The organism is Georgenia satyanarayanai, from assembly GCF_900116375.1.
Taxonomy (GTDB): Bacteria; Actinomycetota; Actinomycetes; order Actinomycetales; family Actinomycetaceae; genus Oceanitalea; species Oceanitalea nanhaiensis.
This window is the reverse complement of the sequence record NZ_UETB01000001.1, coordinates 278,180-290,854: the sequence shown is the minus strand read 5'-3', so window position 1 is coordinate 290,854 and position 12,675 is coordinate 278,180. Positions and strand designations below refer to the sequence as shown.

The window sequence follows — 12,675 nt, the reverse complement described above, 5'->3', positions numbered from 1 at the left end:
CAGTAGTGAGGTTGTCGCCGTGACGGGGAGGTGACGAGATGAACCTCGAGGGGGACGGGACCCAGCCGGAGCGTTCGGCTGACGTGGCCAAGGGCGCCGGTGACGTGCGGCCCGAGGACGCCACCGCGGACCGCCTCGAGGAGATGCTGCCCGGGCGTTGGCCCACCGTCCCCAAGCCGATCGATCAGGCGCCGGCCCTGGCACGGGACGCCTCCGGCCCGAGCGAGGGGACACCGGAACCGGCGCAGGACACTTCGGCCACCGCTCCCTTCGGTCCTGTGGACTCACCGGCGTGGCCGCGCGACCTCCTGGCGGAGCTGATCCCGCAGGACGGTGCTCTGGGCGACTACCTCGCTCCCCTGCCACCTGGCCCTGTGCTGGGCATCGTGCTTGCCGCCATCGATCCGGCCGACGTCGACGACTACTCGCTGGTCGAGCTCACCGCGGCCCACAAACGGATGGAGGCCTACGCAGCAGCGCAGGCTGTGCGGTCCGCGGCCGTGCTCGCCGAGCGACCCGCGCTCAACCCCGAGTGGCCCGGCACCCAGCGCGGCCGCACCCGCGGTGAGTGCCTCGCCGGTCATGAGCTCGCGATGCGGCTGAAGATCAGCAAGGTCGCCGGGACTCGCATGGCCGCCACGGGGCGTGCACTGGGCGGCCTGCTCGAGGCGACCGGTGAGGCGTTGGAGCGGGGGCTCATCGACTACCCGCGCGCGCAGGCCATCGTCACCAGGCTGGACGGACTGCCGCCCGAGGTCGCCCTCGCCGCCCAGTGGGAGGTGATCGACACCGCCCCGGGGCGCACCCTGCGCCAGTTGACCGACGACCTCGAGAAGGCCGTCATCTCCGTCGACCCGGACGAGGCCGACGCCCGCCATCGCGCCGCCCGCCAGAAGCGCACGGTGTACCACCCGCGTGCACTGCCGGACGGGATGGCGAGCATGACGGCCCTCCTGCCCGCCGCCGACGCCATTGCCCTGGACATCACTCTCGACAGCGCTGCCCGTGCGGCCAAGCACGCCGGCGACGGTCGCACGATGGACCAGCTCCGCGCCGACAGCCTGTCCCTCATGGCGCACGGCGCACTCATCAGCGGGTTCATCGGCGTGCCGGCCGAGGCGCAGGTGGCGCCCAGCCTCGACCCAACGGCGGGCCAGTCGGCTGACGGCGAGGCCACTGACGGAGCGGCATCCGCGGTGGGTGCCTACGAGGGGCCGGCTCTTCCCACCGGCGCCCCCACGGCGGGCGCTGACGCGGAGCCGACTCCTCCCACCGGCGACCCCGGGCCCGCTCGCGAGGGCGCAGCTGTGCCCGTCGACGAACCTGCGTCCGGCTCCGAGGAGCGAGCTCTGCCCACATCGGGCACGGAGGCCGAGCCACCTGTCCAGGCACCACCCGCGAAGAAGCGCGCGAGACCTGCGAAGGGCACCCAGGTGCCCTACGGCGCCGCACCGCCGGTGCCCGGACAGCGTCTGCCCCAGCGGCGGATGCCCGCGGTGCGCCTCGGCACGGTCGGCGGGCTGCCCGTCGAGGTCCGGCTCGACGTCCCGCTCGCCGTGGGCCTCCCCGACCTCAACGTCCCGCCCCGCAACGCACTCGAGCGCGATCCCGAGCCGGTCGCCGTGCTCGAGGGGTACGGACCGATCGCCCCCGAGGTCGCTCGGGCCCTCGCCGCCGGCGGCCAGTGGCGCCGGATCGTGAGCGACCCGGTGACCGGGCAGGTGCTCGACGTCGGACGCACCCGATACGCGCCGCCCGCTGCCATGGCCGACCTCGTCCGCGAGCGCGACAAGACCTGCATCGAGCCGGGCTGCTCCACCCCCGCCCACAAGTGCCAGCTCGACCACATCCACGAGTGGCAGGACGGTGGGGAGACCTCCGTGTGGAACCTCGGACCGCAGTGCGACCGCACCCACGCGGTCAAGAGCCAAGGCGGCTTCACCGTCGCACGAGCCTCCGACGGCACCTACGCCTGGACGACCATGACCGGCCACGGCTACCTGCGGCGCACCGACGGCACTGTCATCACCATGCCGCGTCGCACCGCCGCCGGCCTGCGCGCCGTCGGCAAGGAGATACGCCGGAGCGGAAAGAGCGTGCCGGTCGAGGTGGTCGACACCGTCCTCGCCGAGGTCGCCGCGGGAAGCAGCGCCAGCGGTGGCTGGACACCTCCGCCCCTCCCGCAACGCTCGTTCCCCGTCGGGGCGGACGACCCCGGTCCTGCGTGGGACGCGGACGACGAGCCTCCCTTCTGACGGGTAGCCACGCGTCGGCCACAGCGCCACGCGCAGGGGGGAGAGCCCCGCATCGGCCACAGAGCCACGCATCGGCCACATGCCACACGCAGGCCGGAGAGCCACACGCAGGCCGGAGAGCCACGCATCGTCGCGGAGCGGCTCCCGGGCCGTGACCCGGGAGCGGCGCTCAGTCGGCGAGCAGCTCCCGCACCCGCGGGATGACCTCGGTGCCGTAGAGGCGGACCGCTTCCAGGCTGTGCCGGTGCGGCATGGGGCCGTTGCTGTACTTGAGGTCGAAGCGGCTGAGACCGAGCTGGCGCACCGTGGTCGCGATCTTCTGAGCCACCGTCTCGGGCGAGCCGGCGAACACCGCCCCGTTCTCCACCTCCATGTCGAACTGCATGCGGGTGGTCGGGCCCCAGCCGCGCTCGGCACCGATGCGGTCCCGGTTCGTCTTGAAGTGCGGGAACATCAGCTCGCGTGCCTGCTCGTCGGTCGCGGCGACGAAGCCCGGCGCGTGCACGCCCACCGGCAGCTCCGGCTGGCCGAGCTCGCCCAACGCCCGGCGGTACAGGTCGGCGAAGGGGATGAAACGCGACGGCTCCCCGCCGATGATCGCGAGCATCATCGGGAAGCCGTACCGTGCCGCACGGACCACCGACTCGGGCGAGCCGCCCACCCCGATCCACGTCCGCAGCGTCCCGGCCTCGGTCTTGGGATAGACCTGCGCGTCGCGCAGCGGCCCGCGCACGGTGCCCTCCCAGGTCACCGGCTCCTCGCTGCGCAGCGCGGCGAAGAGGTCGAGCTTCTCGGCGAAGAGCCGCTCGTAGTCGGACAGGTTCAGCCCGAACAGCGGGAAGGACTCCGTGAAGGAACCGCGACCCAGGGTGACCTCGGCGCGACCGCCCGAGACGCCGTCGAGGGTCGCCATCTTCTCGTAGACGCGGACCGGGTCGTCGGAGCTGAGGACCGTCACGGCGGTGCCGAGCAGGATCCGGCTGGTCCGCGAGGCGATCGCGGCGAGCACGATCTCGGGGGCGGAGATGGCGAAGTCGTCACGGTGGTGCTCACCGAGGCCGAGGGCGTCCACGCCCACCTCGTCGGCGAGCACGCCCTGCTCCACGACCTCGCGCAGCACCTGGCCGAAGGTCCGCGGCCGGCCCTCCTCGTCCACGGTCATGTCACCGAAGGTGTCGAGGCCCAGCCGGACCTCGTGCGGGGGCAGGACGGGCTGGAGGTCGGGTGTGCTGCTGCTCATCCCGCCACGGTAGGCGATCGCCCGAGGCTAAGGGGACTGCACGCGGTCGGGGTAGTAGGCCCAGTGCCAGGTCTCGCGTGGGGTGTCCTCGACGAAGCCGTACTTCTCGCCGTTGGCCCGCATCCAGGTGAGGGCCTCGCCGTCGAGGTGGAGGTCCACCGCTCGGCCCCAGCCGTGGTTGCTCGTGCCCGGGACCGCGGCCAGCCCGCCCTCGTTGTACAGGCCGAGGCGGTCGACGAGCTCGAGCTGCCGCTCGTAGGTGCGGTAGGAGTCGTTGATGCCGATCTCCACGCCGTCCGCCTTGGCGTCCGCCAGGAGCTTCTCGAAGTTGGCCGCAGCCGGTGCCCACATGCTGTGGCCGGTGGCACCGATCGGGGCGAGCGCCTGCGCGGGGATCTTGCCGTTGTCGTACATGGCGAGGTCCGTGGGCACGCCCTTGTTGTTGAGCGCACCGACCGGTGCCGTGGCCGCCGGGGCGGCCGGGGCGGTGACCGGCGCGAACTCGCCGGCCGCCTGGGTGAAGATCCGGTCGAAGGTGCCGGCAGTGTCCACGGTCGCCGGCGGCGGCGTCGACAGCGCCGTCAGCTGGGCCTGGATCCCCGAGATCCGCTGGGTGATCGAGAGCACCCCGTCCATACCTGTCTCCCCTCGTCCTCACTCCCTATCGGCAGGCCGGACGCGAGGTTGAGGCACTACCGCTCGACGACGTTGCGCAGCTCCCGCCCCTCGACCAGCGCGCGCACGTTGTGTGCGACGAGCTCGTCCGCGCCCACCGGCCGGCCGCCGGCGGCGTGCGGCGTGATGACGACGTTCGGGGCGTCCCACAGCGGCGAGTCCTCCGGCAGCGGCTCGACGGCGGTGACGTCCAGCGCCGCGCCGGCGATCGTCCCGTCGGTGAGGGCGGTGAGCAGGGCGTCCTCGTCGACGGTCGAGCCGCGCCCCACGTTGACGACGTAGGCGTGCTCCGGCAGCGCGGCGAGCCGCTCGGCGTCGAGCGCCTTCTCCGTCTCCGGCGTGGAGGGCAGGATCATGACGAGCACGTCCGTCTGTGCCAGCTGCGTCGCGATGTCCTCCTCGGCGACCACCTCGAAGCCGGCCCGCTCCCCCGCGCTCCGCGCCACGCCGCGGACCGTCGCGCCGAGCGACTGCAGCAGCGGCGCCAGCGTCTGGCCGATGTTCCCGAAGCCCCACACGAGCACCTGCGCCCCGATGAGCGAGGTGACCGCCCCCTCCGGGTGCAGCGGCTGGACCCCACCGATCTCCCGGTCCCACCGGTGCGCGGCCTGGGCCGCGCCCGCCTGCGGCAGCCGCCGCAGCAGCGCGAGGACCAGCGTGAGTGCGTGCTCGGTGACCGTCGGGCTGTGCAGCCCCGCCCCGGAGGTGATGACGACGTCGTCGGGGAACCCCGCAGCCAGGACGGAGTCCGGCCCCGCGGCCAGCGTCTGCACCCAGCGCAGGTTCGGCATGTCCCCGGCGACCTCCGCCAGGTCGTCGCCCGACACGCCCCACACGACCAGCGCCTCCGCGTCGCGGTGCTCGGGCGGCACGGGACGGGACGCGTCGTAGGAGATCGCGCGGACGCCGTCGGGAAGACTCGGGTGCAGCGGCAGCGAGTCGGGCAGGAGGATCTTCACGGCGTGCTCCGTCGGTCGGTGAGCGGTGGGCGCGTGTCCATCATGGACGACGGCGGAGCGCCGCGCCCGGGCCTGCAGGGCTCGGGTCACCAGTAGGGCGGCACGACGTGCTCCTCCTCGACGAAGGGCCACTCGACCGGTGCCGGTGACAGGACGGTGTCGACCCAGCGGCCGGCGTCGGAACGGGCGTGCTCCCACGTGACCTCCGCACCCAGGTGCAGCAGCCGGTGCACCCGCAGCTCGACGAGCTCGGGAACGAGGCACCGCCGGCGCACCTCCCCCGTCACCCGCGACATGAGGTCCTCACCCGCCACGCCCCCGACCAGCGCGAGGGCGTAGCAGATCCGCACGAGGTCCTCACGTGTCAGCCCGGCGACGCCGGTGAGCGCCGGCGGGTTGACGACCGGACGCGGCGGCAGCTCCTCCAGGGTGACGCGCTCCCAGTCGTAGTCCGGCTCCTCGAGGTGCTCCCGCAGCAGCCGCATGACGCGGTCGGGCGGGGCCGTGCGCTCGGCCGGGGGAAGCAGCCGCCTGGCCTTCATGAGCGTCGGGTTCCGCGCGCGGCCGAGGCGGGTGGCGACATCCTCCATGTCGGTGACGCCCTCCCGAGCCGCGGCGACGATCTCCTCGTAGTCGGCGTCGGTCCACGGCTGTCCCGCGTTCGGCGGCTGCTCGTGCGGCGGACGCCGCGGCCAGGTCGGCGCCGGGGCGTCGAGAGCGAAGCCGACGTCGCGCTCCCACGGCTCCGTGTCCGGCATCGGTGTCTCGGCCATGAGGGTCTCCCGTCCTCGGTCCCGGCCCCGCACCTGCGGGGCCACGCCGAGCATCACCCGAGCGCCGGACACCGCGGGCACGTCATCCACAGGCCACCGACGAGGAGCGTCGTGACGCCCGCCTGTGGGGCACCGAGAAGCGGCAGGTCAGACCGGGAGGCGCCGGGAGAGGAAGTCGGCCGTGAGCCGCCACGCGTCCTCGCTGGCCCGCTCGTGGTGGAACAGCGGGTGCGGGTTGTCGAAGGCGTGCCCCGCGCCGTCGTGCAGGTGGAGCTCCACCTCCCGGCCGGCGACGGCCGCGCGGATCTCCTCGACCGTCTCCATCGGGATGTAGGCGTCCGCGGTACCGAAGTGGTGCAGGCTCGGCACGCTCACGCTGCCGGCGAGGTGGAGCAGCTGCGGCAGCGCGGAGCCGTAGTAGGAGACGAGGACGTCGACGTCGGTCACGGCCGCCACGTTGAAGGCCACACCTCCGCCGAAGCAGAAGCCGAGGACGCCCACACCCCCGGCCACCTCAGGGAGCGAGCGCAGGGCCTCCACCGAGGCGGTGGCGTCGGCCACCGTCCGGTCCCAGTCCAGCTGCGCCGCGAGCGCCATCCCCTGCTCGAGGAACGCCTCGCTCGACTCGTCCACGCTGCCCTCCGCGCGCCAGTACAGCTCGGGAGCGAGGACGACGTAGCCGAGCGCGGCCAGGTCCGCGGCACGGGAGCGGATGTACGGCGAGACCCCGAAGATCTCCTGCAGCAGCACGATCCCGGGCCCCGTTCCCGACGGCGGGAGCCACAGCCGGGCGGGCATCTCACCGTCGGGGACACGGACGGTGGTGGTCGCTGCGGTCATGCCGGTCACTCCCCGGGGGTCGACACCGCGGCCTGCACCGGCCGCGTCACCACCCTATCCACGGCCCGCCACCCGGCCGGGCTGAGGGGACCTTGGTCCCGCACCCGGCGCGCGCGCCCCTCCCTAGGGTCGGGGAGGCACCGGGGGGCTGCCGACCGCACCCGCCTCTCGCTGTCACCACGGACACGACACGAGGGGACACCATGACCGCACAGCTCGAGATGCCGACCGCCACCGTCGAGGAACGCCTGAGCCCCGAGCACGAGGCCGTCGTCATCGCCACTCTGCCGCTGGTCGGCAGCAGGATCGGCGACATCGCGGCCACCTTCTACCGGCGTATGTTCGCCGCCCACCCCGAGCTGCTGCGCCACACCTTCAACCGCGGCAACCAGGCCCAGGGCGCCCAGCAGAAGGCGCTGGCGGCCTCGGTCGCCACCTTCGCCACCCTCCTCGTCACGCCCGACGCCCCCAGCCCGCGCGAGCTGCTCGAGCGCATCGGCCACAAGCACGTCTCCCTCGGCATCACGCCGGAGCAGTACCAGGTGGTCCACGACCACCTCTTCGCCGCGATCGTCGAGGTGCTGGGCGAGGACGTCGTCACGGCGGAGGTCGCCGCGGCGTGGGACTCGGTCTACTGGATCATGGCGCGCACGCTCATCGCCTTCGAGGCGGGCCTCTACGCGGGCGCCGGCGTCGTGCCCGGCGACGTCTTCCGCACCGCCACGGTGGTCGAGCGCGTCGAGGAGTCCACGGACGTCGCATCCTTCGTGCTCGCCTCCCCCGCCCCCGGCGCGCCGCTGCCGGACTTCGTGCCCGGGCAGTACGTCTCCGTGGGCGTGGTCCTGCCCGACGGCGCACGCCAGCTGCGTCAGTACAGCCTGTCCGGTCCCACCGGCACCGGGCGGTGGCGGATCACCGTCAAGCGGGTCGCACCCACCGCGAGCGACCCGGCCGGGGAGGTCTCGAGCTGGCTGCACGCCAACCTGCGCGCCGGGGACGAGCTCCAGGTGACGCTGCCCTTCGGCGACCTCACGGTCGAGCAGGCGGGCAGCGGACCGGTCGTCCTCGCCTCCGCAGGCATCGGCCTCACCCCGATGCTCGGCATCCTCCACCACCTCGCGGACCGGGAGCCGGACCGACCGGTCACCGTGCTCCACGCCGACCGCGACGCCGAGGACGCCGCTCTCGTCGCCGAGCTGCGCGAGGTGGTGGGCCGGCTGCCCCGTGCCGAGCTGCACCTGTGGTTCGAGCGTGGCAAGGCTCCCGGCGCGTGCCCCGGGCGGATGGACGTCGGTGCCGTCATCCTCGACCCGCGGGCCGAGATCCTCGTCTGCGGCCCCGGCGGGTTCCTCCAGGCGCTGCGGATCCAGCTCGAGAAGGCGCACGTGCCGTCCACGCGGGTGCACTACGAGCTCTTCGCCCCCAACGACTGGCTGCGGCCCGTCTGACCCGCGCGCTACGCGGCAGCCGGGACCGGCTCGGCCTGCGCCGTCGTCGTCCGCCGCTCGCGGATCTCGAGGAACCCGGAGACGCCGAGGATCACGAGCCCCACGACCGCGAGCGCCGCACCGACGAGGTTGGGGGCGCGCAGGCCGGCGCCGGCGGCGATGACCGCGCCGCCCAGCCACGCGCCGATCGAGTTGGCGATGTTGAAGGCGGACTGCACGCCCGCCGAGACCATCGTCGGTGCGCCGCCGGCCTGCTCGACGATCCGCATCTGGATCGCCGGGCCCAGGGCGAGGCTCCCGAAGCCGAGCAGGACGAGGAGCACGACGGCGGCCACCGGGCTGTCGAGGAGCACGGTGAGCGCGAGGAGCACGGCGATGACGAGGACGAGCCCGCCGGCGAGGGTGGCGAGGGTGCTGCGGTCGGACATGCGTCCGCCGAGGTAGGAGCCGGCCGTCATGCCGACGCCCACGAGGACGAGCACCCACGGCACCGAGGACTCCGCCAGGCCCGAGACGTCGGTGAGCATCGGCGCGACGTAGCTGTAGCTGGCGAACAAGCCACCCAGTCCGAAGATGACGACCGCGAGGGTGAGGAGCACCTGCGGGCGGGCGAAGGCGGCGAGCTCGGCGCGCAGCGAGCCGGTGGTGGTCGTGTCCCGCTCCCCGCGCGGGGCGAAGGCGGCGACGGCGATCGTCGCCACCACCCCGACGAGCGCGATCGCGGCGAAGGTCCAGCGCCAGCCGAGCTGCTGGGCGATGAACGTGCCCCCCGGGACGCCGACGACGTTGGCGATCGTCAGGCCGAGGACGACCGTGGCCATCGCCCGCCCGCGGCGGCTCGGGGCGACGAGCGAGGCCGCGACGAGCACCCCGACGCCGAAGAACGCCCCGTGCGGCAGCCCGGTGAGGAAACGCGTGGCGAGCAGCACCTCGTGGGTGGGGGCCAGCGCGGACAGCAGGTTGCCCAGGGTGAACAGAACGAGCAGACCGACCAGCGTCCAGCGGCGCGCCAGGCGCACGGTCAGCGCGGTGAGCAGCGGCGCGCCGACGACGACGCCCATCGCGTAGGAGGACACGTACTGCCCCGCCGTCGGGACGTCCACGCCGAGGTCCGCGCCGACGATCGGCAGCATCCCCATGATGACGAACTCGGTCGTGCCGATCCCGAAGGTGCCGAGCGCGAGGGCGAGGATGGCGATGGGCACAGGCGGACTCCTCGGGTGGTGCGGGAGAGCCGGCCGGGGAGGCACCGGAGCGCGGCGGGACAGCACGCGGCCGACGGCGTGACGGCTCGCTGATCACAGTACGAGCGCACGCCCCGGCACTCCCGCCGGGAGCCGTCCTGCGAGATGAGCGATGCGTCACCCCCTTCCGCGGGCAGCGTCCCGGTGGCAGGCTGTGGACCCATCACGGCAGCCGGCCGTGCCGAGCGGCCGCCTCCCGAGGAAGGGCCAGCCCGTGGACCACGTGACCTCGCAGGACGGGACGACGATCGCCTGGCGGAGCGTCGGCGAGGGGCCGCCCGCCGTCGTCGTCAACGGGGCCCTGAGCGAGCACTCCTCCGCGCTGCCGCTCGCGCACGCGCTGGCCGGCGACCTCCGGGTCACCGTCTACGACCGGCGCTCGCGCGGGCACAGCGAGGACCTCTCCCCCGGCGTCGACGGCGCCGTCGAGCGCGAGCTGGCCGACCTCGCCGCGGTGGTCGAGGCGGCGCTCGGGACGGCCGACGACGACGACGGCGTGACGGTCATCGGCTCGTCGTCGGGCGGCCTGCTCGCCCTCGCCGCCGCCGCGACGGGTCTGCCGGTGGCACGGGTGGTCGTCTTCGAGCCGCCGCTCGCGACCCCGGACTTCCCGCTCTCCGCGCCGCCCGGCCTGCCCGAGCAGCTCCACGCGCTCGTCGGCGAGGGACGGCGCGGTGACGCCGTCGCCCTGTTCCTCACCTCCGCCGTCGGGCTGCCCGCCGAGGTGGTCACCCAGATGCGGCAGCTTCCCGACTGGCCGGAACGCGAGGCGCTGGCGGCGAGCACCGTCTACGACACCGCGCTGTCCCGGCGCTACCCGGAGGCGAGTGCCTTCGGACCGGTCGACGTGCCCGTCCTGGCCCTCCACGGGGAGGCGACGTGGCCGATGCTGCGCGCCTCCGCCGTCGCCGTCGGGGAGTCGTTCCCGCGCGGCCGGCACCGTGAGGTGGCGGGCGCCGACCACCAGCTGGACCCGGACGCCGTCGCCGCGGCGGTGCGCGAGCAGCTCGCGGCGGGGTGAGTCCACCGCTCGCGCACCCCTGCGGCGCGTGTTTCGGTGGGACGGAACCGGCCGTGAAGGGCCGGCCGACCACGAGGAGGACACATGACTGACGAGGGAATCACGAAGGTCGCCGAGCTGGTCAAGGACGCGCGGATCTCGATGTTCACGACCGTCGACGCCGACGGCCGGCTGGTGAGCCGCCCGATGGCCCTGCAGGAGGTCGAGTTCGACGGCGACCTGTGGTTCTTCGCCGACGACAGCTCCGACACCGTCTCCGAGGTGGCCGCCAACCCGGCGGTCAACATCTCCTTCAGCTCCGGCGACTCCTGGGTCTCGGTCACCGGGAACGCGTCCGTCGTCCGCGACCGCGCCAAGTCCGAGGAGCTGTGGAACAGCTTCGTCGAGGCGTGGTTCCCCGACGGCCCCGACACCCCCGGCGTCGTCCTCCTCAAGGTCGACACGCACGCGGCGCAGTACTGGGACACCCCCGGCGGCAAGGTCGTCCAGCTCTACAGCATGATCAAGTCCAAGGTTGCCGGGGAGCGCTACGACGGCGGGGACACCGGCACCGTCCAGCTCGACTGACACCGTCCTGGGCGCGGTGGGACGGAGCACGGAATAAGGCTCCGTCCCACTCGCTTGTTGGGCATAGACTCGGCCGCCGGTGCGCGAGGTTGCCCCCGCGGGAGCAGCCGTGCGCCGTGGGACCGCGTACGCCAGAACCACGTCCCAGGAGCTGCCCATGAGCGTCGACGAGCGCACCACCCCCGCCACCGCCGAGGCGGAGGACACGATCCCCGGCCAGATCAAGCTCGTCATCGGGATCCTGCTCGTCGCCTCGTTCGTCATGATCCTCAACGAGACGGTCATGAGCGTGGCCATCCCGCGGCTCATGGAGGAGTTCAGCGTCACGGCGGCGACGGCGCAGTGGCTGACGACGGCGTTCATGCTCACCATGGCCGTGGTCATCCCCACGACCGGCCTCATCCTCACCCGCTTCTCCACCCGCTCGGTCTTCCTCGCCGCGATGGGCACCTTCACCGCGGGCACCGCGCTCGCCGCCGTCGCCCCGGTGTTCCCGGTGCTCGTCGCCGCGCGCGTCGTCCAGGCCAGCGGCACCGCCGTCATGCTGCCGCTGCTCATCACGACCGTGCTCACCTTCGTGCCGGTCTCCCGCCGCGGCCGCACGATGGGGCTCATCTCCATCGTCATCGCCGTCGCGCCGGCCGTGGGACCGACCTTCTCCGGCTTCATCCTCGCCAACCTCGGCTGGCGCTGGATGTTCCTCACGGTGCTGCCGATCGCGGCGATCGCGCTCGTCGTCGGTGGCTCGCTAGTCAAGAACATCACGACGCCGCGGGCCGTCCCCGTCGACGTCCTGTCCATCGTGCTCTCCGCCGCCGCCTTCGGCGGGCTCATCTACGGGCTGAGCAGCATCGGCGAGGCCACCGAGGGTGGGGCGGCCGTCTCCCCGGCGGTCCCGCTCGTCATCGGTGTGCTCTCCCTCGCGGTCTTCACCTGGCGCCAGCTCGGCCTGCAGCGCAAGGACGCTGCCCTGCTCGACCTGCGCCCCTTCCGCTCGCGCACCTTCACCGTCAGCCTGCTCATGATGCTCATCTCGATGGGGGCGCTGTTCGGCACGCTCATCCTGCTGCCGATGTTCCTCCAGAACGTCATGGGGCTGACGACGCTGCAGACCGGCCTCACCCTTCTGCCCGGCGGGCTCACCATGGGGCTCATCGCCCCGCTCGTGGGCCGGCTCTTCGACCGCGTGGGCCCGCGTCCGCTCGTCATCCCGGGCTCCGTCGTCGTCGCGACGGCACTGAGCCTCATGACGCTCGTGTCGGGCGCCAGCCCCACGTGGCACGTCGTCGCGATCCACGTGCTGCTCAGCATCGGTCTCGGCTTCCTCATGACCCCGCTCATGACGTCGGCGCTCGGGTCGGTGGAGCCGGCGCTGTACTCGCACGGCAGCGCGATCCTCAACACCCTGCAGCAGCTCGCCGGCGGCGCCGGCACCGCCCTGTTCATCACCGTGATGACGACGCGGACCGCGGCGGGCGTGGCCGACGGCCTCGGCGCCGTCGAGGCCCAGGCCGGCGGCATCCACGACGCGTTCCTCTGCGGGGCGGCACTCGCCGTCGTCGCCGTCGCGTTCTCCTTCCTCGTGCGGAAGCCGGCGACGCCGGTCCACGCCGCGGCGGGTCACTGACCCCGAGCCTGCTCCTGCGACGGCGG

11 protein-coding genes are annotated in these 12,675 nt (G+C 73.4%); 5 read left to right on the top strand and 6 right to left on the bottom strand.

From position 1 onward, the window contains the following. Positions 1–38: 38 nt before the first annotated feature. Positions 39–2,255, top strand: a complete 2,217-nt coding sequence (locus tag DSZ44_RS01290) for an HNH endonuclease signature motif containing protein (RefSeq protein ID WP_110850783.1) — start codon at positions 39–41, stop codon at positions 2,253–2,255. A gap of 169 nt (positions 2,256–2,424) precedes the next feature. Here the strand turns inward: DSZ44_RS01290 and DSZ44_RS01285 are convergent, their stop codons facing one another. The 5 genes from DSZ44_RS01285 to DSZ44_RS01265 form a co-directional block, all read right to left on the bottom strand. Beyond that, positions 2,425–3,495 (bottom strand): LLM class flavin-dependent oxidoreductase, encoded by a 1,071-nt coding sequence (locus DSZ44_RS01285; RefSeq protein WP_110850782.1) that lies wholly within the window; start codon positions 3,493–3,495, stop codon positions 2,425–2,427. 27 nt (positions 3,496–3,522) lie between these two features. Further along, positions 3,523–4,131: a M15 family metallopeptidase gene (locus DSZ44_RS01280; protein WP_110850781.1), complete on the bottom strand. Its 609-nt coding sequence runs from the start codon at positions 4,129–4,131 to the stop codon at positions 3,523–3,525. Positions 4,132–4,187: 56 nt separating this feature from the next. Next, on the bottom strand, positions 4,188–5,129 hold the full coding sequence (locus tag DSZ44_RS01275; protein ID WP_110850780.1) for a phosphoglycerate dehydrogenase: 942 nt from the start codon (positions 5,127–5,129) through the stop codon (positions 4,188–4,190). Positions 5,130–5,215: 86 nt separating this feature from the next. After that, on the bottom strand, positions 5,216–5,902 hold the full coding sequence (locus tag DSZ44_RS01270; RefSeq protein WP_146237449.1) for a hypothetical protein: 687 nt from the start codon (positions 5,900–5,902) through the stop codon (positions 5,216–5,218). A gap of 147 nt (positions 5,903–6,049) precedes the next feature. Further along, positions 6,050–6,742: a dienelactone hydrolase family protein gene (locus DSZ44_RS01265; RefSeq protein ID WP_110851285.1), complete on the bottom strand. Its 693-nt coding sequence runs from the start codon at positions 6,740–6,742 to the stop codon at positions 6,050–6,052. Positions 6,743–6,945: 203 nt separating this feature from the next. On the opposite strand from DSZ44_RS01265, the gene DSZ44_RS01260 reads away from it, so the two are divergent. Then, complete coding sequence (locus DSZ44_RS01260) at positions 6,946–8,190, top strand: globin domain-containing protein (protein WP_110850778.1); 1,245 nt, start codon at positions 6,946–6,948, stop codon at positions 8,188–8,190. An 8-nt stretch (positions 8,191–8,198) separates the two neighbouring features. On the opposite strand, the gene DSZ44_RS01255 is transcribed toward DSZ44_RS01260, so the two are convergent. Continuing rightward, positions 8,199–9,395, bottom strand: coding sequence for an MFS transporter (locus DSZ44_RS01255; protein WP_110850777.1), 1,197 nt, complete (start codon positions 9,393–9,395; stop codon positions 8,199–8,201). Positions 9,396–9,648: 253 nt separating this feature from the next. On the opposite strand from DSZ44_RS01255, the gene DSZ44_RS01250 reads away from it, so the two are divergent. The 3 genes from DSZ44_RS01250 (at position 9,649) to DSZ44_RS01240 (ending at position 12,649) form a co-directional block, all read left to right on the top strand. Beyond that, complete coding sequence (locus DSZ44_RS01250; RefSeq protein ID WP_181424495.1) at positions 9,649–10,455, top strand: alpha/beta fold hydrolase; 807 nt, start codon at positions 9,649–9,651, stop codon at positions 10,453–10,455. 84 nt (positions 10,456–10,539) lie between these two features. Beyond that, the gene (locus DSZ44_RS01245; protein ID WP_110850775.1) at positions 10,540–11,022 is read left to right on the top strand and encodes a pyridoxamine 5'-phosphate oxidase family protein; all 483 of its coding nucleotides are present in this window, start codon (positions 10,540–10,542) and stop codon (positions 11,020–11,022) included. A 157-nt stretch (positions 11,023–11,179) separates the two neighbouring features. Next, on the top strand, positions 11,180–12,649 hold the full coding sequence (locus DSZ44_RS01240) for an MDR family MFS transporter (protein ID WP_110850774.1): 1,470 nt from the start codon (positions 11,180–11,182) through the stop codon (positions 12,647–12,649). Positions 12,650–12,675 lie beyond the last annotated feature (26 nt).

Coding starts and splice junctions, on each gene's coding strand:
- DSZ44_RS01270 (WP_146237449.1), bottom strand. CDS start 5,902: ATGGCCGAGACACCGATGCCGGACACGGAGCCGTGGGAGCGCGACGTC.
- DSZ44_RS01240 (WP_110850774.1), top strand. CDS start 11,180: ATGAGCGTCGACGAGCGCACCACCCCCGCCACCGCCGAGGCGGAGGAC.
- DSZ44_RS01280 (WP_110850781.1), bottom strand. CDS start 4,131: ATGGACGGGGTGCTCTCGATCACCCAGCGGATCTCGGGGATCCAGGCC.
- DSZ44_RS01260 (WP_110850778.1), top strand. CDS start 6,946: ATGACCGCACAGCTCGAGATGCCGACCGCCACCGTCGAGGAACGCCTG.
- DSZ44_RS01265 (WP_110851285.1), bottom strand. CDS start 6,742: ATGACCGCAGCGACCACCACCGTCCGTGTCCCCGACGGTGAGATGCCC.
- DSZ44_RS01290 (WP_110850783.1), top strand. CDS start 39: ATGAACCTCGAGGGGGACGGGACCCAGCCGGAGCGTTCGGCTGACGTG.
- DSZ44_RS01245 (WP_110850775.1), top strand. CDS start 10,540: ATGACTGACGAGGGAATCACGAAGGTCGCCGAGCTGGTCAAGGACGCG.
- DSZ44_RS01285 (WP_110850782.1), bottom strand. CDS start 3,495: ATGAGCAGCAGCACACCCGACCTCCAGCCCGTCCTGCCCCCGCACGAG.